Raw genomic sequence first — 19670 nt, forward strand, 5'->3', positions numbered from 1 at the left:
GCTGTCCACTGGTTTGGTGTTGCCTCACTCGCCAGCTGCGCCGGCTCCTACGCCACCCCGGGGGTTGCACATCTCGGCGTAGGAGCCGCTGGGGAGCGGTGCAACCTTGACCAATGCCGGTCGCGGTCCGCCAGCGCCGATCGGTTTGCTGCCCTCGGGGGTTGCACATCTCGGCGTAGGAGCCGGCGCAGCTGGCGATGGCATCACCTCCGAAGCTGGGATATGAATTGGCATTGGCTAAGCCCCCGAGTCTTTCTCAAGGCCGGCGCCGAAACTGCCGCCAGATGTCCACGCTGTACACCAGCAACCCCGCCCAGATGCACAGGAACGCGGTCAGCGTCGCCGGCGCCAGGGTTTCGCCAAACACCGTCACCGCCAATATCAGTACCAGGGTCGGGGCGATGTACTGCAAAAAGCCCAGGGTGGTGTAGGGCAGGTGTCGCGCCGCCGCGTTGAAGCACAGCAGCGGCACCAGGGTAATCGGTCCCGCAGCCGCCAGCCAGAGCATCTGGCTGCTGCCCAGAAAGGCCGGCTGCAAGGTGCCGGCCTGCGGGTGCAGCAGCAACCAGCCCAGCGCCAGCGGCACCAGCAGCCAGGTTTCGATGACCAGCCCGGGCAGCGCCGCTACAGGGGCGCGCTTGCGAATCAGCCCGTAGAAGCCGAAGGTCAGCGCCAACACCAGCGACACCCACGGCAGGCTGCCCACCTGCCAGACCTGCTGCGCCACGCCGATCGCCGCCAGGGCCACAGCCAGCCATTGCAGACGGCGCAGGCGTTCACCGAGCAGCAGCAGGCCCAGTAGCACATTGACCAGTGGGTTGATGTAGTAGCCCAGGCTGGCTTCAAGCATGCGCCCGTTGTTGACCGCCCAGACGTAGACCAGCCAGTTGCAGGCAATCAGGCTGCCGCTGATGGCCAGCACGCCGAGGCGGCGGGGGTTGTCGCGCAGCTCGCGCCACCAGCCGGGGTGCTTCCACACCAGCAGCAATAGCGAGCCGAGCAGGGCGGCCCAAAGCACCCGGTGGATGATGATCTCGACCGGCGAAACACTCTGCATCGCCTTGAAGAACAGCGGGAGAAACCCCCACATGAAATAGGCGCTCAGGCCCAGGACATAGCCCTTGCGGGGGTTGACGGCGGCTTGCATCACATATCCTTTGCGGTCTTGTTATAAATGAAGTCAGAACAGCTTGAGCGGCTCCTCGTTGAGCGCCGAGAGTTGTTCACGCAGGGCCAGCACCTGGTCGCCCCAATAGCGTTCGGTGCCGAACCAGGGAAAGCTGCGCGGGAACGCCGGGTCGTCCCAGCGACGCGCCAGCCAGGCGCTGTAGTGCATCAGGCGCAGAGCGCGCAGCGGCTCGATCAGGGCCAGTTCGCGCGGGTCGAAATCGTGGAACTCGTTATAGCCGTCCATCAGCTCGGCCAGCTGCGACAGGCACTCCTGGCGGTCGCCTGCCAGCATCATCCAGATGTCCTGCACGGCGGGGCCCATGCGGCAGTCATCGAGGTCGACGATATGAAACATCTCGTCGCGGCACATCATGTTGCCGGGGTGGCAGTCGCCGTGCATGCGGATGTTCTTGTGCGGGGTCTCGCGGTACACCTGTTCGACCCGCTTGAGCAGATCGCGGGCCACCGACTCGTAGGCCGGCAGCAGGCTGCGCGGCACGTGGTTACCTTCAAGCAGCGTGTTCAGCGAATCATGGCCGAAGTTCTGCACGCCCAGCGCCTCGCGATGCTCGAAAGGGCGCGTGGCACCCACGGCGTGCAGGCGGCCAAGCAACTGGCCGAGGCGGTACAGCTGGTCGAGATTGCCGGGTTCGGGCGCGCGGCCGCCTCGGCGGGGGAACAGGGTGAAACGAAAGCCGGCGTGCTCGAACAGGGTGGCCCCGTTGTGCTGCATGGGCGCCACCACCGGGACCTCGCAGTCGGCCAGCTCGGCAGTAAAGCTGTGCTCTTCGAGAATGGCCGCATTGCTCCAGCGGTCCGGTCGATAGAACTTGGCGATCAGCGGCACGGAGTCTTCGATGCCCACCTGGTACACGCGGTTTTCGTAGCTGTTGAGCGCCATGACCCGAGCGTCGCTGAGAAAGCCGATGCTTTCGACGGCGTCGAGCACCAGGTCGGGAGTCAATGTTTCAAAGGGATGGGACATGCGGTCTCCTGCGCACGGCAGGTTGCCGCGTCGGCGCGCCATGGTAACTCAATGCGCTCAGGCTGAGCACACGACCGCCGCAACCTCAAACCGGCGTGGCGATCAACACATAGGAAGGTGCAAACGCCACCACTACCTCGCCGTCGACCTGCACCCCCTGCTGGCGCAGCTCCAGCGGCTCGACCAGGGCGCACAAGGTCTGCCCGTTGCTCAGCCGTACTCGCACCTCGGCCGGCCCGTCGTCCTCGTCGAGCACCTGCTCGACGCGTCCAGTGAAGACGTTGTAGCCAGGCGTTGCCTGTTCGGCGCTGGCCAGCAGCTCGATCCACCCGGCCTTGATCAGCGCGAACACTTCGCTGCCAGGCGTCAGCTCCAGGGCCAGGGTGCTCTCATGGGTGATCTGCGCCTGCAGCCCGAGGCCGGCGCCGAGGTCCAGGTGGATCAGGTCGTTGCGGCCCTTGGCCAGCACCTCATCGATGCGCCCGCGCAGCTGGTTGCGCGCGCTGGTGCGCAGCATCATGCGCCCGAGCAGGTCGAGGTCGCTGGCCTGTTCGGCGACTTCCAGCACCTGGGCCTGCAAGGCCTGCAGCTTCTGGTACAGGCGCAGCACGCGCAGGCCTTCCTCGGACAGGTGCGCGCCGCCGCCGCCCTTGCCGCCCACGGCGCGCTCCACCAGGGGCTGGTCGGCCAGGTTGTTGAGCTCGTCGATGGCATCCCAGGCCGACTTGTAGCTCATGCCGGCACTCTTCGCCGCCCGGGTGATCGAGCCCTGCTCGGCGATGTGTTGCAGCAGCGCGATACGCTGCGGGCGACGGGCGATGTGCTGGGTGAGCAGGCTGGGCAGTGGCATGGGCTGGCTTTATAAGTGCTGGAAGGTCTTGGAAGTTGCCCCCAGTGCTGGCGCAAGTCAATAGCGGCGCGGTTTGGCGGTGCGCGCGAGGCAGTACACATCGACCTGTCGGGCCCCGGCGTCGAGCAGACAGCGTGCAGCGGCCTGGGCGGTGGCGCCGGTAGTCAGTACGTCGTCGATCAGGGCGATATGCCGACCGTTGACGGCAGCGTCGGCTGCGACCCGAAAGGCCTGGCGCAGATTATGGCGCCGCGCCCGCGCTGGCAGGTCCTGCTGGGCGGTGGTTTCGCGGGGCCGCAGCAGGGTGCCCTCGGCGCAGGGGATGGCGAGCACGGCGCCCAGCCAGCGCGCCAGCAGCGCGGCCTGGTTGAAGCCGCGCTGGCGCAGGCGCCGCGGCGCCAGGGGCACTGGCATCAGGCAATCGGGGCGGACCAGGTCTTCGCTGAACCGGTGTTGCAGCCATTGCCCAAGCAGCTCGCCCAGCAAGCGGCCGATTGGCCAGCGCGCCTGATGTTTGAAGCGAGTGACCAGGCCGTCGACCGGATAGGCATACAGCAAGGGCACCTCGACCCGGCGAAACGCCGGCCGGCGCCGGCTGCACTGGCCGCACAGCAGACCATCGATGGCCATGGGCAGGGCGCAACGCCGACAGCGCTCGCGCAGCCACGGCAGCTCCAGGGTGCAGGGCGCGCACAGCGCCAGGGCCGCTTCGGCGCGGTCACCGCACAATAGGCAGGATTGATTATTAAATAACCAGTTGTAAACCAGTCTCAAGTCAGGAGGTTGACAGTGCATGGCGCTTCCTTAAAGATGCCGGCTATTGAATAGCCGTGTCGCGTTTGTGGGTATCCGTCCCCGCACGCCAGCATAAAGAAGGAATCGCCGATGAGCGCCAGCAAAACTGCAACCTTGCGTCACGACTGGACCCTGGCCGAGGTCAGGGCCCTGTTCGTACAGCCGTTCAACGACCTGTTGTTCCAGGCGCAGACCGTGCACCGCGCGCACTTCGACGCCAACCGCGTGCAGGTTTCGACCCTGCTGTCGATCAAGACCGGCGCCTGCCCGGAAGACTGCAAGTACTGCCCGCAGTCCGGCCACTACAACACCGGGCTGGAAAAAGAAAAGCTCATGGAAGTGCAGAAGGTGCTGGAGGAAGCCGCGCGGGCCAAGGCCATCGGTTCGACCCGCTTCTGCATGGGTGCGGCGTGGAAGCACCCGTCGGCCAAGGACATGCCCTATGTGTTGCAGATGGTTGCCGGGGTCAAGGCCATGGGCCTGGAAACCTGCATGACCCTGGGCAAGCTCGACCAGGAGCAGACCGCCGCGCTGGCCGAGGCGGGCCTTGACTACTACAACCACAACCTCGACACCTCGCCGGAGTTCTACGGCAGCATCATCACCACGCGCACTTACAGCGAGCGCCTGCAGACCCTGGCCTATGTGCGCGACGCCGGCATGAAGATCTGCTCGGGCGGCATCCTGGGTATGGGTGAGTCGCTGGACGACCGCGCCGGCCTGCTGATCCAGCTGGCCAACCTGCCGGAGCACCCGGAGTCGGTGCCGATCAACATGCTGGTCAAGGTGGCGGGGACGCCGCTGGCCAACGCCGAAGACGTCGACCCGTTCGACTTCATCCGCATGCTGGCGGTGGCGCGCATTCTCATGCCGCAATCGCACGTGCGCCTGTCCGCCGGCCGTGAGGCCATGAACGACCAGATGCAGGCCCTGGCCTTCTTCGCCGGCGCCAACTCGATCTTCTACGGCGACAAGCTGCTGACCACCGCCAACCCGCAGGCGGACAAGGACATGCTGCTGTTCTCGCGCCTGGGCATCCAGCCCGAAGCCGGCTATGAACACGCCGACGAGGTGCACCAGGCCGCCATCGAGCAGGCCTTGGTGGAACAGAAGAGCAGCGAGCTGTTCTACGACGCCGCCAGCGCCTGACCGGCCATGGCTTTCGACCTCAGTGCGCGGCTGGCCGAGCGCCACGCCGCCGACCTGTACCGCCAACGGCCGCTGCTGGAAACCGCCCAGGGGCCATTGGTGCGGGTGGACGGCCAGCCGCTGCTGGCGTTCTGCAACAACGACTACCTGGGCCTGGCCAATCACCCCGAAGTGATCAAGGCCTGGCGCGACGGCGCCGAGCGCTGGGGAGTCGGCGGCGGCGCCTCGCATCTGGTGGTCGGGCACAGCACCCCGCACCACGCGCTGGAAGAGGCTCTGGCCGAATTCACCGGGCGGCCGCGGGCGCTGTTGTTTTCCACCGGCTACATGGCCAACCTCGGCGCGGTCACAGCCCTGGTCGGGCAGGGCGACACGGTGCTGCAAGACCGCCTCAACCATGCCTCTCTGCTCGATGCCGGCTTGCTCAGCGGCGCGCGCTTCAATCGCTACCTGCACAACGACCCGGCCAGCCTGGCCCAGCGCCTGGACAAGGCCGCAGGCGACACCCTGGTGGTGACCGACGGCGTGTTCAGCATGGATGGCGATATCGCCGATCTGCCAGCGCTGGCGGCCACCGCGCGGGCACGAGGGGCCTGGCTGCTGGTCGATGACGCCCACGGCTTCGGCACGCTGGGTGCCAACGGCGGCGGTATCGTCGAGCATTTCGGCCTGGGCCTGCAGGAAGTCCCAGTGCTGGTCGGCACCCTGGGCAAGGCCTTCGGCACGGCCGGTGCGTTCGTTGCCGGCAGCGAAGAACTGATCGAGACCCTGGTGCAGTTCGCCCGCCCGTACATCTACACCACCAGCCAGCCGCCCGCTTTGGCTTGCGCCACCCTGCGCAGCCTGCAGTTGCTGCGCAGCGAGCATTGGCGGCGCGAACATCTGCAAGCCCTGATCGCGCAGTTCCGTCGGGGCGCCGAACAGCTCGGCCTGCAGTTGATGGACAGCTTCACCCCCATTCAGCCGATTCTGGTCGGCAGCAGCGAGCGGGCCCTGCGCCTGTCGCAGCTGCTGCGCGAGCGCGGCCTGCTGGTGACCGCCATTCGCCCACCGACCGTGCCGGCGGGCAGCGCGCGGTTGCGGGTGACGCTGTCGGCGGCGCACAGCGAGGCTCAGGTCGGGCTACTGTTACAGGCATTGGCCGAGTGCTATCCGCTGCTGGAGCCTGTCGATGCGTGACCGCCTGATTCTGTTGCCGGGCTGGGGCCTGGGGGTTTCGCCCCTGGAGCCATTGGCCGCCGCCCTGCAAGGGCTCGACGAACACCTGCGGGTGCAGGTCGAGCCGCTGCCGTCGCTGGACAGCGGCGATCCTGCGCAATGGCTCGACGAGCTGGATGCCAGCCTGCCGGACAACGCCTGGCTCGGCGGCTGGTCGCTGGGCGGCATGCTCGCCGCAGCGCTCGCCGAGCGCCGTGGCGAGCGCTGCTGCGGGCTGCTGACCCTGGCCAGCAATCCCTGTTTTGTCGCCCGCAGCGACTGGCCTGCGGGCATGGCCGCAGAAACCTTCGGCGCCTTCCTCGCCGGTTGCCGCAAAGACCCGGCCTTGACGTTGAAGCGCTTCAGCGTGCTGTGCAGCCAGGGCGCCGCCGACCCGCGTGGCCTGGCCCGCCTGCTGGCCTCGGCGGCGCCGTTGCCCCACGACCTGGCCAGTGGCCTGGAGGTGCTGGCCGCGCTCGATACCCGCGCCGCGTTGCAGCGCTACAACGGCCCGCAGCTGCACCTGTTCGCCGGCCAGGACGCTCTGGTACCGGCCGAGGTCGCGGGCGAGCTGCTGGCGCTGCTGCCGGATATCGAAGTCGGCCTGATCGAGCAGGCCAGCCACGCCCTGGTGCTGGAAGACCCGCACAGCCTGGCTGGGGCGATTTACGACTTTCTACATGAGCAAGACGATGACTGATCTGTCGCAAGCGCGACTGGCGACGCTACCGGCCAAGCGCCAGGTTGCCGCCTCGTTTTCCCGCGCCGCCGCCACCTATGACAGCGTTGCCGAGTTGCAGCGCGCGGTGGGCGGCCAACTGCTGGCCCGCCTGCCGGCCGACCTGCAACCCGAGCGCTGGCTCGACCTGGGCAGCGGCACCGGTTATTTCAGCCGCACCCTCGGCCAGCGCTTTGCTGGCGGCCAGGGGGTGGCACTGGACATTGCCGAAGGCATGCTGCGCCATGCCCGTGGCCAGGCCCGCGCCGGCACCGCCGTGGCCTATATCGCCGGGGATGCCGAGAGCCTGCCGTTGCAGGGCGCCAGCTGCGGCTTGATCTTCTCCAGCCTCGCCGTGCAATGGTGCGAGGATTTTGCCGCCGTGCTGAGTGAAGCCTGGCGGGTGCTGCCGCCGGGCGGCGTGCTTGCCTTCGCCAGCCTGTGCGCGGGGACCCTGCACGAACTGCGTGACAGCTGGGCGGCGGTGGATGGCCAGGTACACGTCAATCGCTTCCGGGCATTGGGCGATTATCAGCGGCTGTGTGCCGACAGCGGGCTGCAGGTGCTGAGCCTTGAGGCGTTGCCGCACGTGCTGCACTATCCGGACGTGCGCAGCCTGACCCACGAGCTCAAGGCCCTCGGCGCGCACAACCTCAACCCCGGGCGCCCCGGCGGCCTGACCGGCCGCGCACGGCTGCTGGGCATGCTCCAGGCATACGAGTCTTTCCGCCAACCGGCCGGCCTGCCGGCCACCTATCAGGTGGTTTACGCGGTGCTGCGCAAACCCCGGAGCGTTCAGTAAATGGCCTGTTACTTCATTGCCGGCACCGACACCGATGTCGGCAAGACCACCATCGCCGCCGGCCTGCTGCACGCCGCCAGACGCGCCGGCATGAGTACCCTGGCTGGCAAACCGGTCGCCTCCGGTTGCGAGATGAGCGCCCATGGCTTGCGCAACGCCGATGCACTGGCGCTGATGGCCGAGAGTTCGATCCAGTTGCCCTATGCGCAGATCAACCCGCTGGCTTTCGCCCCGGCCATCGCCCCGCACCTGGCGGCCCGCGAGGTCGGCGTCGAATTGAGCGTGCCGGGCCTGCTGACGCCGATGCAGGCCTTGCTGGCACAGGGCGCCGATTTCACCCTGGTGGAGGGCGCCGGAGGCTGGCGGGTGCCGCTGTCGAGCACGGCGTATCTCTCCGACCTGGCGGTGGCCCTCGGGCTGCCGGTCATCCTGGTGGTCGGCGTGCGCCTGGGCTGCATCAACCACGCGGTGCTCAGCGCCGAGGCCATCGCGCGCGACGGCCTGCGCCTGGCGGGTTGGGTGGCCAATGTGATCGACGAGCACACCTCGCGGCTGGAGGAGAATCTGGCCACGCTTCAAGCGTGCCTGCCGGCGCCCTGCCTCGGTCGGGTGCCGCGCCTGCCCCTGGCAAACGCTGCGGCGGTGGCCGCGCACCTGCACCTCGATCGGCTGGGCGGGTGACGTCTGTCGGCTGGATCATTTATTGACGAGCTTTTTTTGACGGGCTTTGCTTAAATGATGGCACAGGGCCAACTACTCTCGGAGCCTATCGTGCAAATCACTTCCAACGCCGCGTACTACTCGGGCCTCAGCGCCATCCAGGCCGGCTTGAACCTGGTCGACAAGGCGGCTTCCTCGGTCGCCTCGCAGCAGGTCAGCGAATCGGTCACCAATCAGTCCACCGACCAGCAGGCCCAGCGCCTGTATTCGGTCGACAAGAGCCAGCAGCAAGACCTGGCCACCGGTGTGGTGCAGATGGTCCAGGGCAAGTTGCAAGCCGATGCCGGCAGCGCGGTGCTGGGCAGCCTGGTGAATACTTTCGCCTGATTCTCTTCCAACGGTTTTATGTGGGCAGCCCTTCGTGGGCTGCCTTTTTTTTGCCTGATGGAAATGGCGGGAGATCAGGGAGCGCTTGGCTGGATGTCCAATATGGCTGGCGTCGGCCGCCCGCGCGGCCTATCGCGGGCTTCGCGCGCTCCCACGTTTGTTTCGGCCAATGCTGGCTTCAGATTGGGTTGACCTTCTCGGCGGTGCTTGACAGGGGGAGTGCTGTAAACGTATGTTTCAAACACCTGTTTGACCCAAGTCCGCCCATACTCCATGTGCGCCGTGGTCGATGTCACTCCCCGTATTGTTCAGCAGAGGTTATCGCTATGCCTGACTACAAGGCCCCCTTGCGTGATATTCGCTTCGTTCGTGACGAACTGCTCGGCTACGAAGCGCACTATCAGAGCCTGCCGGCTTGCCAGGACGCTACTCCGGACATGGTCGATGCCATTCTGGAAGAAGGCGCCAAGTTCTGTGAGCAGGTGCTGTCGCCGCTGAATCGCGTGGGTGATCTCGAAGGCTGCACCTGGAGCGAATCGGGCGTGAAGACCCCGACCGGCTTCAAGGAAGCCTACAAGCAGTTCGTCGAAGGCGGCTGGCCAAGCCTGGCGCATGATGTCGCCCACGGTGGCCAGGGTCTGCCGGAGTCGTTGGGCCTGGCGGTCAGCGAAATGGTCGGCGGCTCCAACTGGTCCTGGGGCATGTACCCAGGCCTGTCCCACGGCGCCATGAACACCATTTCCGAGCACGGCACTGCCGAGCAGCAGGACGCCTACCTGACCAAACTGGTGTCCGGCGAGTGGACCGGCACCATGTGCCTGACCGAACCGCACTGCGGTACCGACCTGGGCATGCTGCGCACCAAGGCCGAGCCTCAGGCCGACGGTTCCTACAAGGTCAGCGGCACCAAGATCTTCATCTCGGCTGGCGAACACGACATGGCCGACAACATCGTGCACATCGTGCTGGCCCGCCTGCCCGATGCCCCGGCCGGTACCAAGGGCATCTCGCTGTTCATCGTGCCCAAGTTCCTGCCGACCGCCGACGGCAACGTCGGCGAGCGCAACGCGGTCAGCTGCGGTTCGCTGGAACACAAGATGGGCATTCACGGCAACGCCACCTGCGTGATGAACTTCGACGGCGCTACCGGCTACCTGATCGGCCCGCCGAACAAGGGCCTGAACTGCATGTTCACCTTCATGAACACCGCTCGCCTGGGGACTGCGCTGCAGGGCCTGGCCCACGCCGAAGTGGCCTTCCAGGGTGGCTTGAAATACGCCCGCGAGCGTCTGCAGATGCGTTCGCTGACCGGGCCCAAGGCGCCGGACAAGGCCGCCGACCCGATCATCGTGCACCCTGACGTGCGGCGCATGCTGCTGACCATGAAGGCCTTCGCCGAAGGCACCCGCGCCATGGTCTACTTCACCGCCAAGCAGGTCGACATCGTCAAGTACGGCGAAGACGAAGCCGCGCGCAAGCAGGCCGATGCTCTGCTGGCATTCATGACCCCGATCGCCAAGGCGTTCATGACCGAAGTCGGCTTCGAAGCGGCCAACCACGGCGTGCAGATCTACGGCGGCCACGGCTTCATCGCCGAGTGGGGCATGGAGCAGAACGTGCGCGACAGCCGCATTTCCATGCTGTACGAAGGCACCACCGGCATCCAGGCCCTCGACCTGCTCGGGCGCAAGGTGCTGATGACTCAGGGCGAAGCACTCAAAGGCTTCACCAAGATCGTCCACAAGTTCTGCCAGGCCAACGAAGGCAACGCGGCGGTCAACGAATTCGTCACCCCGCTGGCGCAGTTGAACAAGGAGTGGGGCGAGCTGACCCTGAAGGTCGGCATGGCCGCCATGAAGGACCGCGAAGAAGTCGGCGCAGCTTCGGTGGACTACCTGATGTACTCGGGCTATGCCTGCCTGGCCTACTTCTGGGCTGACATGGCGCGCCTGGCCGCAGAGAAACTCGCTGCCGGTACCACCGAGGAGGCGTTCTACACCGCCAAGCTGCAGACCGCGCGCTTCTACTTCCAGCGCATCCTGCCGCGCACCCGCACCCACGTTGCCACCATGCTTTCGGGCGCCGGTAACCTGATGGACATGAAGGAAGAGGATTTCGGCCTGGCTTACTGATCCCTCGAACCGGTCGCTGGCGCCTGCTCCCATGCTCAGTGGAAGCAGGCGCCAGCGACCGGTTTTTTTTCACCTGCGCAAAATTAAATCTGCCGCCACCCTAATCCTTTGAGCATCACAGCCGATACAATGGAGGCACGTTGCCATCACCCGTCCGGATCGGGTTGGAGCCCTCTACTTGTCTCGACTATCGGCCATACGCCCGAGTCATTTCCTGCCGTCTCTGCTGCTGTTGCTGGCAGGCCTGGCGGCGGCCTACGTGCGCGACCTCAATGTGTTCTTCACCTCGCTGTTCAACGTGCTGCCCACCCTGGTGCTGCTGTTGGGCGGTGCCTATTGCGCAGTGTATCGGCGCCAGCGTGAACTGTTCCTGATGGTCACGGTGTACATCGCCTACTACCTGCTCGACACCCAGACCGATTTCTACCGCGATACCGGCAAGGTCCGTGACGACGCCGCCGTGGTCTTTCATCTGTGTTGCCTGCTGCTGCCAATGCTCTACGGCCTGTATGGCGTCTGGGAAGAGCGCACGCACCTTTTCCAGGACCTGGTGGCGCGCTTCGCCGTGCTGCTGGCGGTCGGCAGCGTGGCACTGGCGCTGGAGCAGAGCTTCCCCAAGGCGCTGCTCGAGTCACTGGCAGAGATTCGCTGGCCCATGCTGCACGGGCAGTGGATGAGCTTGATCCAGTTGGCCTACCCGATGTTCTTCGTGGCTTTCGTCGCGCTGATCGCCCAGTACGTGCGCCGCCCGCGGCCCTTGCACGGTGCGCAACTGGTGGGTCTGCTCGGCCTGTTCTGGGCGCTGCCCAAGACCTTCATCCTGCCGTTCACCCTGAACATCATGTGCAGCCAGGTGATGCTGATGATCGCTGCGGCGGTCGCCCACGAGGCCTATCAGATGGCCTTCAGGGACGAACTCACCGGCCTGCCGGGGCGCCGCGCGTTGAACGAGCGCATGCAGCGGCTGGGGCGCAACTATGTGCTGGCGATGACCGACGTTGACCACTTCAAGAAATTCAACGACACCCACGGCCACGATGTCGGCGACCAGGTGTTGCGCCTGGTGGCCAGCAAGCTGTCCAAGGTCACCGGCGGTGGCCGCGCCTACCGTTACGGCGGCGAGGAGTTCGCCGTGGTGTTCGCCGGCAAGACCCTGGACGAATGCCAGCCGCATCTGGAGATGATTCGCGAGATCATCGCCACCTACAAGATCCAGCTGCGCGACCCCGACCGGCCCCGCGACGACCAGCAGGGCCGCATGCGCCGGGCCGGTGCTGGCGCCTCGCATGTCTCGGTGACCATCAGCATCGGCGTCGCCGAACGGCTGGTCGAACACCGCACCGCCGAAGAGGTGCTGAAGTCGGCGGACCAGGCGCTGTACAACGCCAAGGGCGCCGGCCGCAACTGCGTGGTGCCCTACGCCCCGAACCGCCGTGGCGCGATACGTAACAAGTCTCCAGCGTGACCCTTCAGAACCATAGGGTCACAACTCGACCCTATGTGTCCCATTTGTTGGTGGGCTACACTGGCGCATCTGAATGAATTGTTCACCTGCGAGGTAGCCATGGCTGACTATAAAGCGCCCCTGCGCGATATGCGCTTTGTCCTCAACGAAGTCTTCGACGTTGCCAGCCTGTGGGCGCAACTGCCCGGGCTGGCCGACAGCGTCGATGCCGAAACCGTGGATGCCATCCTCGAGGAGGCCGGCAAGGTCACCGGCAAGAGCATCGCGCCGCTCAACCGTGCCTCCGACGAAGAGGGCTGCCACTGGCAGGACGGCGTGGTCACTACCCCCAAAGGCTTCATCGAGGCCTACCGGCAGTACGCCGAGGGTGGCTGGGTGGGTGTGGGCGGCGACCCGCTGCACGGCGGCATGGGCATGCCCAAGGTGGTCTCGGCGCAGGTCGAGGAGATGGTCAACTCGTCGAGCCTGGCCTTCGGCCTTTATCCGATGCTGACGTCCGGCGCCTGCCTGTCGATCAATGCCCATGCCAGCGAAGCACTCAAGGCCGCCTACCTGCCGAACATGTACGCCGGCATCTGGGCCGGGTCCATGTGCCTGACCGAACCCCATGCCGGCACCGACCTGGGCATCATTCGCACCCGCGCCGAACCCCAGGCCGACGGCTCCTACAAGGTCAGTGGCACGAAGATCTTCATCACCGGTGGCGAGCACGACCTGACCGAAAACATCATCCACCTGGTACTGGCCAAGCTGCCGGACGCCCCGGCGGGCCCCAAAGGTATCTCGCTGTTCCTGGTGCCCAAGTTCCTGGTCAACCCCGACGGCAGCCTGGGCGCGCGCAACACCCTGGGTTGCGGCTCGATCGAACACAAGATGGGCATCCAGGCTTCGGCCACCTGCGTGATGAACTTCGACGCCGCCCAGGGCTATATCGTCGGCGAGCCGAACAAGGGCCTGGCGGCGATGTTCACCATGATGAACTATGAGCGGCTTGGCGTCGGCATCCAGGGCCTGGCTTCGGCCGAGCGCTCCTACCAGAACGCCATCGAATACGCGCGCGATCGCCTGCAAAGCCGCTCGCCTACCGGGCCCAAGTCCAAGGACAAGGTGGCCGACCCAATCATCGTGCACCCGGACGTGCGCCGCATGCTGCTGACCATGAAGGCCAGCAACGAGGGCGGCCGGGCCTTCTCCAGCTACGTGGCGATGCAACTGGACACCGCCAAGTTCAGCGAAGACGCCACCACCCGCAAGCGCGCTGAAGACCTGGTTGCCTTGCTGACCCCGGTGGCCAAGGCCTTCCTCACCGATCTAGGCCTGGAAACGACGGTACACGGCCAGCAGGTGTTCGGCGGTCACGGCTATATCCGCGAGTGGGGCCAGGAGCAGCTGGTGCGCGACGTGCGCATCACGCAGATCTACGAGGGTACCAACGGCATTCAGGCGCTGGATCTGGTGGGGCGCAAGGTGGTCGGCAGCGGCGGGGCGTTCTACCAGCTGTTCAGCGACGAGATCCGCCATTTCATCGGCACCGCCGGCGCCGAGCTGGGCGAGTTCATCCAACCCCTGGCCGCCGCCCTGGACAACCTCGACGGCCTCACCAACTGGCTGCTGGACCGCGCCAAGTCCGACCCCAACGAGATCGGCGCCGCGTCGGTGGAGTACCTGCATGTGTTTGGCTACACCGCCTATGCCTACATGTGGGCATTGATGGCCAAGGCCGCGTTTGGCAAGCAGGGGCAGGACAGCTTCTACGCCAGCAAACTGGCCACCGCGCGCTTCTACTTCGCCCGTCTGCTGCCACGCATCCATTCGCTGACGGCTTCGGTCAAGGCCGGCAGTGAGACACTGTTCCTGATGGATGCCGAGCAGTTTTGACCGGCGCAAACGTGATGTAAGCTTTTGCTTACATCACGTGATGTCTTTCGGCTATATGCGCCCCTTGGGTCCCGCAGTAATCTACTCGCCAAGGGACGTTGCGCAGGAAGCGCCTAGCAGAACACGGACACGCAAGGATCCTCGCCAGGACGGTGAGTTGAAAGGGATATCACGGGAAACAGTATGCAAAACCCCGCTTCGGCGGGGTTTTCTTTTGCCCGCGTTTTACCTGCCTGGTCCAGGGCATAGCCAATTGATATCGGTGCACTGAACCCCTGCCGAGGCGGCGGGTCAACCAAGCATCATTCAAAGGAGCCGGACCATGGACCTCATTCGCATCATTTTCGCCATCCTTCTGCCGCCCTTGGGCGTGTTTCTGCAGGTCGGCTTCGCCGGCGCCTTCTGGCTGAACATCCTGCTGACCCTGCTGGGCTATATCCCCGGGATCATCCATGCGGTGTATATCATCGCCAAGAAGTAGAGCGCGATTGCCATAAGCTCGGGGGCTTTGCCCCCCCAGGGGGAGCCAGGCTGGTTTGATATCAGCTTTGCACCGAGGCCATTTCCATCACCCGCCGATAAAACAACCACTCCTGTTCCAAAGCATGCGCCAGGTTCGCTGCCTGGCGAAAGCCATGGCGTTCCTGCGGGTAGAAATGGCCTTCAGCTGGGATGCCGTTGCTCTTCAGGGCTTCGAGCATCGAGCGGGTCTGTTCGGGCACGACCACGGCGTCCAGCTCGCCATGGAAGAATATGACCGGCACCTTGATCTCTGCCGCGTGCAACAGCGGCGTACGTTGCCGGTAGCGTTCGGCATCGTCGATCGGGTCACCGATCAACCAGTCCAGATAGTCGCCTTCGAACTTGTGCGTGGCCTTGCCCAGGGCAATCGGGTCGCTGACGCCATACAGACTGGCGCCGGCGCGGAATACGTCGGCGAAGGCCAAGGCGCATAGGGTGGTGTAGCCGCCGGCGCTACCGCCGCGAATGAAGGCGCGTTGGCGGTCGATCAGGCCGCGCTCGGCCAGGTGGGCGACCACGGCGCAGGCGTCCTCGACATCGGCCACGCCCCATTGCAGATGCAAGGCCTGGCGGTAGGTTCGACCATAGCCGGTGCTGCCGCGATAGTTGAGGTCGGCCACGGCGAAGCCGCGCTGGGTCCAGTACTGGATGCGTGGGTCGAATACCGGGTAGCAGGCCGAAGTCGGGCCGCCGTGGATGAACACCACCAGCGGTGCGGGTGCGCCTGGCTTATCCGCATCTTCGGCAGCTGGGTAGAAGAAACCATGGGCTTGACCGTCGCCGCTGGGGTAGCGCAACGCTTGCGGCAGGCTGATGCGTTCGGCGGGCAACGGTGAGTGGCCGCCGGCCAGGACCTGGACCTTGCGGGTGCCCCGGTCGATCGCCACCACCGCGCTCGGTTGGCTGGGCGAGGCGACGATGGCGTAGAAATGCTGCGCGTCGATGGCCAATGAGCGAAATCGGCTGAAAGCGCCGCTGTACTCTTCGAGGGCGCCGTCCGGCGCGACCATGGCCAGGCGCGAGAAGCCTTCTTCGAACCAGCTTGCCAGGTAGCCGCTGTCCAGCGGCAACCAGCTGCTGGCGCCCAGCTGCCAGGGTGCAGCGGCATGATCCCCGGCGGCGGCCGGCAGCGGTGCCCAGCCGCCTGCCGCCTCGCCCCAGGGCTGCCAGAAGCCGGCCTCGTCACTCAGGCAGAACAGCCGCCCCTGGCGGTCGAAGCACGGCTGTTGCAGGCTTGCCCCCTCGGCGATACAGCGCGCCGGGGCGTTGCCGTCGCGGCACATCAGGCGGGTCAGGGTCCAGGGTTGATGCGGGCGAGCCCATTCGATCCAGGCCAGGCGCTGGCCATCGCTGCTGGTGACCGGCGAGGCGTAGAAATCCGCCCCTTCGGCCAATACCTGCAGTTGCCCGTCACTCAGGGCCACGCTGACCAGGCGATGGTTGCTGCCGTCTTCCTGCACTGCCAGCACCTGCCCTGCCGAATACTCCAGCCCGCCATAGCGGCACTCGCCCTCGGTCAGGGCCAGCGGGGCGCTGCCATCGAGCGCCTGGCGGTACAGCTGCTGGTCGCTTTCGTTGACGAACACCAGCTCGTCGCCGGCAATGCAGAAGGCGCCGCCACCGTATTCATACACCCGGCTGCGGGCGCTGAAGCCGTCCGGGGTCAGGCGCAGCGCCTGGCCATCGCGCCACTGCCACAGGCGGCAGGCGCCATCCGCTGGGCGAAATTCATTCCAGAACACGCCCAGCGGGCCGGCCTTGAGCTCGGCGAAGTCGGTGCCGGCGGCAACAGCCTCGGCGGCGGAAAACAAGTCAGCTGCGGGCGATGATTCGTGAGTTTCGTTCATTGCGAAAGGCCAGTTGTTCGATGGTCTGGGTGGCATGCTCGGCTTCTTCGCGAGCTTGCAGAATGACCCCATGATGCACCGATTTGCTGCACACCGGGTCGGCATTTGCCGCATCACCGGTGAGCATGAACGCCTGGCAGCGGCAGCCGCCGAAGTCCTTTTCCTTTTCATCGCAGGAGCGGCAGGGTTCGGGCATCCACTCGTAGCCGCGAAAGCGGTTGAAGCCGAACGAGTCATACCAGATGTGCTGCATGCTGTGCTCGCGCACATTGGGAAACTGCACCGGCATCTGCCGCGCGCCGTGGCAGGGCAGGGCTGTGCCGTCTGGGGTGACGGTGAGGAAGATGCTGCCCCAGCCATTCATGCAGGCCTTGGGCCGCTCTTCGTAATAGTCGGGGGTGACGAAGATCAGCTTGCAGGGGTTGCCGGCGGCTACCAGCTTCTCGCGGTACTCGTTGGTGATGCGCTCGGCGCGCACCAGCTGCTCGCGGGTCGGCAGCAGGCCGGCGCGGTTGAGTTCGGCCCAGCCGTAGAACTGGCAGGTGGCGAGTTCCACGAAGTCGGCTTCCAGCGCCACGCACAGCTCGATGATGCGGTCGATGCGGTCGATGTTGTGCCGGTGGGTGACGAAGTTCAGCACCATCGGGTAGCCGTGGGCCTTGACCGCGCGGGCCATTTCCAGCTTTTGCGCGAAGGCCTTCTTCGAGCCGGCCAGGAGGTTGTTGACCTGCTCGTCGCTGGCCTGGAAGCTGATCTGGATGTGGTCGAGCCCGGCTTGCTTGAAGTCGGCGATCTTCTGCTCGGTCAGGCCGATGCCCGAGGTGATCAGGTTGGTGTAGTACCCCAGCCGCCGCGCCTCGGCAATCAGCAAGGCCAGGTCCTGGCGCACCAGCGGCTCGCCGCCGGAGAAGCCGATCTGCGCGGCGCCCATCTCGCGGGCCTCGCCCATGACCTTGAACCACTCTTCGGTGGTCAGCTCCTTGCCCTGGGCGGCGAAGTCCAGCGGGTTGGAGCAATACGGGCACTGCAACGGGCAGCGATAGGTCAACTCGGCCAGCAGCCACAGCGGCAGGCCGATCGCAGGCGTCGGCGGAATGTACGGTCCGCCGGGCTCAGGCAAGTTCGATCCAGTGCTCTGCACGGGCCACCTCCATGAACTGCACGATGTCGTCGGCCAGCTCCGGCACACCGGGGAATTGGCGGTCCAGTTCGGCAATGATCGCGGCGACGTTGCGCTGGCCATCGATCAGGCCGCCGATGGCGCTGGCACTGTCGTTGAGTTTGATCATGCCCTCAGGATAGAGCAGCACGTGGCCTTTTTGCGCCGGCTCGTACTGGAAGCGGTAGCCCTGGCGCCATTTGGGCACCAGGCTTGTGTCGAACGCTTGAGCAAGGCTCACAGGGCAATCCCCTTATGCCAGACGCGCTGGTCGGTAACGCTGTGGTAGGGCGGGCGGTTCAGTTCGTAGGCCATGCTCATGGCGTCGAGCATGCTCCAGAGGATGTCCAGCTTGAACTGGAGGATTTCCAGCATGCGCTGCTGGCCCTCGGCCGTGGTGTAGTGCTGCAGGGTGATCGCCAGGCCGTGCTCGACGTCACGCCGGGCCTGGCCCAGGCGGGTACGGAAGTACTCGTAGCCGGCCGGGTCGATCCAGGGGTAGTGCTGCGGCCAGCTGTCCAGGCGCGACTGGTGGATCTGCGGCGCGAACAGTTCGGTCAGCGAGCTGCTGGCGGCCTCCTGCCAGCTGGCCCGGCGGGCGAAGTTGACGTAGGCATCGACGGCGAAGCGCACCCCGGGCAGCACCAGCTCCTGGGAGCGCAGCTGGTCCGGATCCAGCCCCACCGCCTGGCCCAGGCGCAGCCAGGCTTCGATACCGCCGTCCTCGCCGGGCGCGCCATCGTGGTCGAGCAGGCGCTGAATCCACTCGCGGCGCACTTCGCGGTCCGGGCAGTTGGCGAGGATGGCCGCGTCCTTCATCGGGATGTTGACCTGATAATAGAAGCGGTTGGCGACCCAGCCCTGGATCTGCTCGCGCGTGGCACGGCCTTCGTACATCGCTACGTGGTAGGGATGATAGATGTGGTAATAGGCGCCCTTGGCGCGCAAGGCCTGTTCGAATTCGGCGGGGGAAAGCGGCTCGCTCATGTTCACTCCTACAGCTCGATGCTCATGCCGTCATAGGCGACTTCGACATTGCGGCGCGCCAGTTCGGCGCGTTCGGCGGAGTCTTCATCGAGAATCGGGTTGGTGTTGTTGATGTGGATCAGCACCTTGCGCTGCTCGGGCAATTGCTCCAGTACCTCCAGCATGCCGCCTGGGCCACTCTGCGCCAGGTGACCCATCTCGCGGCCGGTGCGGGTGCCGACGCCACGGCGCTGCATTTCGTCGTCCTGCCACAAGGTGCCGTCGACCAGCAGCACGTCTGCTGCAGCCATGTGCGCCATCACCGCCTCGTCGACCTGGCCCAGGCCTGGGGCGTAGAACAACCGCCCGCCGCTGCGCAGGTCTTCGACGATCAGGCCAAGGTTATCGCCCGGGTGCGGGTCGAAACGGTGTGGTGAGTAGGGCGGCGCAGCGCTGCGCAGCGGGAACGGGGTGAAGCGCAGGTTCGGGCAGGCGGGGATGACGAAACTGCCCTCAAGCTCGATGCGGTTCCACTGCAGGCCGCCGTTCCAGTGGCTCAACATGTTGAACAGCGGGAAACCGCTGGTCAGGTCCTGATGGACCATATCGGTGCACCAGACCTGGTGCGGGCAGCCTTCGCGCAGCATCAACAGGCCGGTGGTGTGGTCGATCTGGCTGTCCAGCAGGACAATGGCCTGGATGCCGGTGTCGCGCAGGGCGCGGCCCGGTTGCAGGGGGGCGAAGCTTTGCAGCTGGGCGCGGATGTCCGGCGAGGCGTTGCACAGGACCCAGTTGACGCCGTCATCGGACAGCGCGATGGACGACTGGCTACGGGCCTGGGCGCGCAGGCTGCCGTCGCGAAAACCCGCGCAGTTGGCGCAGTTGCAGTTCCACTGGGGGAAGCCGCCGCCAGCGGCGGAGCCAAGAATCTGGACGTACATGACGATCCTGTAGGGCAGAGGATGGAGACATCAGGCAAAAACAAAAA

General features: G+C 65.7%; 19 protein-coding genes. 10 read left to right on the forward strand and 9 right to left on the reverse strand.

All coding sequences use genetic code 11. From position 1 onward, the window contains the following. Positions 1–256: 256 nt before the first annotated feature. The 4 genes from rarD to SFA35_RS02725 all read right to left on the reverse strand — a co-directional run bounded on the left by rarD (position 257) and on the right by SFA35_RS02725 (position 3800). A complete protein-coding gene (gene rarD, locus SFA35_RS02710; protein WP_320574971.1) occupies positions 257–1147 on the reverse strand; it encodes an EamA family transporter RarD in 891 nt (296 codons plus the stop codon). 33 nt (positions 1148–1180) lie between these two features. Continuing rightward, entirely contained in the window at positions 1181–2155 is a 975-nt protein-coding gene (locus SFA35_RS02715; RefSeq protein ID WP_320574973.1) for a serine/threonine protein kinase, read from the reverse strand. A gap of 85 nt (positions 2156–2240) precedes the next feature. Further along, a complete protein-coding gene (locus SFA35_RS02720) occupies positions 2241–3005 on the reverse strand; it encodes a TOBE domain-containing protein (protein ID WP_320574976.1) in 765 nt (254 codons plus the stop codon). 57 nt (positions 3006–3062) lie between these two features. Continuing rightward, positions 3063–3800, reverse strand: coding sequence for a ComF family protein (locus tag SFA35_RS02725; protein WP_320574978.1), 738 nt, complete (start codon positions 3798–3800; stop codon positions 3063–3065). 90 nt (positions 3801–3890) lie between these two features. On the opposite strand from SFA35_RS02725, the gene bioB reads away from it, so the two are divergent. The 10 genes from bioB to SFA35_RS02775 all read left to right on the forward strand — a co-directional run bounded on the left by bioB (position 3891) and on the right by SFA35_RS02775 (position 14669). Beyond that, complete coding sequence (gene bioB / locus SFA35_RS02730; protein WP_320574980.1) at positions 3891–4949, forward strand: biotin synthase BioB; 1059 nt, start codon at positions 3891–3893, stop codon at positions 4947–4949. A gap of 6 nt (positions 4950–4955) precedes the next feature. Further along, complete coding sequence (gene bioF / locus SFA35_RS02735) at positions 4956–6128, forward strand: 8-amino-7-oxononanoate synthase (RefSeq protein WP_320574982.1); 1173 nt, start codon at positions 4956–4958, stop codon at positions 6126–6128. Next, entirely contained in the window at positions 6121–6846 is a 726-nt protein-coding gene (locus SFA35_RS02740) for an alpha/beta fold hydrolase (RefSeq protein ID WP_320574984.1), read from the forward strand. The genes bioF and SFA35_RS02740 overlap by 8 nt, the downstream gene beginning before the upstream one ends. After that, positions 6839–7666: a malonyl-ACP O-methyltransferase BioC gene (gene bioC, locus SFA35_RS02745; RefSeq protein ID WP_320574986.1), complete on the forward strand. Its 828-nt coding sequence runs from the start codon at positions 6839–6841 to the stop codon at positions 7664–7666. The genes SFA35_RS02740 and bioC overlap by 8 nt, the downstream gene beginning before the upstream one ends. Continuing rightward, complete coding sequence (bioD, locus tag SFA35_RS02750) at positions 7667–8347, forward strand: dethiobiotin synthase (RefSeq protein WP_320574988.1); 681 nt, start codon at positions 7667–7669, stop codon at positions 8345–8347. It begins immediately after the preceding gene. Positions 8348–8437: 90 nt separating this feature from the next. Further along, positions 8438–8713 carry a pyrroloquinoline quinone biosynthesis protein PqqE gene (locus SFA35_RS02755; RefSeq protein ID WP_320574991.1) on the forward strand — a complete coding sequence of 92 codons (276 nt, stop codon included), beginning with the start codon at positions 8438–8440 and terminating at the stop codon, positions 8711–8713. 326 nt (positions 8714–9039) lie between these two features. Continuing rightward, on the forward strand, positions 9040–10845 hold the full coding sequence (locus SFA35_RS02760; protein ID WP_320574993.1) for a phenylacyl-CoA dehydrogenase: 1806 nt from the start codon (positions 9040–9042) through the stop codon (positions 10843–10845). Positions 10846–11023: 178 nt separating this feature from the next. Continuing rightward, the gene (locus SFA35_RS02765; protein ID WP_320574995.1) at positions 11024–12310 is read left to right on the forward strand and encodes a GGDEF domain-containing protein; all 1287 of its coding nucleotides are present in this window, start codon (positions 11024–11026) and stop codon (positions 12308–12310) included. A gap of 99 nt (positions 12311–12409) precedes the next feature. Continuing rightward, the gene (locus SFA35_RS02770; RefSeq protein ID WP_320574997.1) at positions 12410–14188 is read left to right on the forward strand and encodes an acyl-CoA dehydrogenase C-terminal domain-containing protein; all 1779 of its coding nucleotides are present in this window, start codon (positions 12410–12412) and stop codon (positions 14186–14188) included. 322 nt (positions 14189–14510) lie between these two features. Beyond that, positions 14511–14669: a YqaE/Pmp3 family membrane protein gene (locus SFA35_RS02775; RefSeq protein WP_320574999.1), complete on the forward strand. Its 159-nt coding sequence runs from the start codon at positions 14511–14513 to the stop codon at positions 14667–14669. A 61-nt stretch (positions 14670–14730) separates the two neighbouring features. Here the strand turns inward: SFA35_RS02775 and SFA35_RS02780 are convergent, their stop codons facing one another. Genes SFA35_RS02780 through pqqB form a run of 5 tightly spaced genes read right to left on the reverse strand, consistent with a single transcriptional unit; the run spans position 14731 to position 19623 of the window. Then, positions 14731–16557 (reverse strand): S9 family peptidase, encoded by a 1827-nt coding sequence (locus SFA35_RS02780; RefSeq protein WP_320575001.1) that lies wholly within the window; start codon positions 16555–16557, stop codon positions 14731–14733. Then, on the reverse strand, positions 16523–17698 hold the full coding sequence (gene pqqE, locus SFA35_RS02785) for a pyrroloquinoline quinone biosynthesis protein PqqE (RefSeq protein ID WP_414058470.1): 1176 nt from the start codon (positions 17696–17698) through the stop codon (positions 16523–16525). Before pqqE ends, SFA35_RS02780 begins: the two co-directional genes overlap by 35 nt. After that, a complete protein-coding gene (gene pqqD / locus SFA35_RS02790) occupies positions 17670–17957 on the reverse strand; it encodes a pyrroloquinoline quinone biosynthesis peptide chaperone PqqD (protein WP_320575003.1) in 288 nt (95 codons plus the stop codon). Before pqqD ends, pqqE begins: the two co-directional genes overlap by 29 nt. Further along, positions 17954–18703: a pyrroloquinoline-quinone synthase PqqC gene (gene pqqC / locus SFA35_RS02795; protein WP_320575005.1), complete on the reverse strand. Its 750-nt coding sequence runs from the start codon at positions 18701–18703 to the stop codon at positions 17954–17956. The genes pqqD and pqqC overlap by 4 nt, the downstream gene beginning before the upstream one ends. 8 nt (positions 18704–18711) lie before the next feature. Beyond that, entirely contained in the window at positions 18712–19623 is a 912-nt protein-coding gene (gene pqqB / locus SFA35_RS02800; protein ID WP_320575007.1) for a pyrroloquinoline quinone biosynthesis protein PqqB, read from the reverse strand. Between the last annotated feature and the right edge of the window lie 47 nt (positions 19624–19670).

The sequence above is a fragment of the Pseudomonas sp. HR96 genome (assembly GCF_034059295.1).
Taxonomy (GTDB): domain Bacteria; phylum Pseudomonadota; class Gammaproteobacteria; order Pseudomonadales; family Pseudomonadaceae; genus Aquipseudomonas.

Bases quoted from the DNA above. Each gene is read 5' to 3' on its own strand.
- SFA35_RS02740 (WP_320574984.1), top strand. From the start codon at position 6,121: ATGCGTGACCGCCTGATTCTGTTGCCGGGCTGGGGCCTGGGGGTTTCG.
- SFA35_RS02720 (WP_320574976.1), bottom strand. From the start codon at position 3,005: ATGCCACTGCCCAGCCTGCTCACCCAGCACATCGCCCGTCGCCCGCAG.
- SFA35_RS02770 (WP_320574997.1), top strand. From the start codon at position 12,410: ATGGCTGACTATAAAGCGCCCCTGCGCGATATGCGCTTTGTCCTCAAC.
- SFA35_RS02775 (WP_320574999.1), top strand. From the start codon at position 14,511: ATGGACCTCATTCGCATCATTTTCGCCATCCTTCTGCCGCCCTTGGGC.
- SFA35_RS02725 (WP_320574978.1), bottom strand. From the start codon at position 3,800: ATGCACTGTCAACCTCCTGACTTGAGACTGGTTTACAACTGGTTATTT.
- rarD (WP_320574971.1), bottom strand. From the start codon at position 1,147: ATGCAAGCCGCCGTCAACCCCCGCAAGGGCTATGTCCTGGGCCTGAGC.
- bioC (WP_320574986.1), top strand. From the start codon at position 6,839: ATGACTGATCTGTCGCAAGCGCGACTGGCGACGCTACCGGCCAAGCGC.
- pqqC (WP_320575005.1), bottom strand. From the start codon at position 18,703: ATGAGCGAGCCGCTTTCCCCCGCCGAATTCGAACAGGCCTTGCGCGCC.
- bioB (WP_320574980.1), top strand. From the start codon at position 3,891: ATGAGCGCCAGCAAAACTGCAACCTTGCGTCACGACTGGACCCTGGCC.
- pqqB (WP_320575007.1), bottom strand. From the start codon at position 19,623: ATGTACGTCCAGATTCTTGGCTCCGCCGCTGGCGGCGGCTTCCCCCAG.
- SFA35_RS02760 (WP_320574993.1), top strand. From the start codon at position 9,040: ATGCCTGACTACAAGGCCCCCTTGCGTGATATTCGCTTCGTTCGTGAC.
- bioD (WP_320574988.1), top strand. From the start codon at position 7,667: ATGGCCTGTTACTTCATTGCCGGCACCGACACCGATGTCGGCAAGACC.
- SFA35_RS02715 (WP_320574973.1), bottom strand. From the start codon at position 2,155: ATGTCCCATCCCTTTGAAACATTGACTCCCGACCTGGTGCTCGACGCC.
- SFA35_RS02780 (WP_320575001.1), bottom strand. From the start codon at position 16,557: ATGAACGAAACTCACGAATCATCGCCCGCAGCTGACTTGTTTTCCGCC.
- bioF (WP_320574982.1), top strand. From the start codon at position 4,956: ATGGCTTTCGACCTCAGTGCGCGGCTGGCCGAGCGCCACGCCGCCGAC.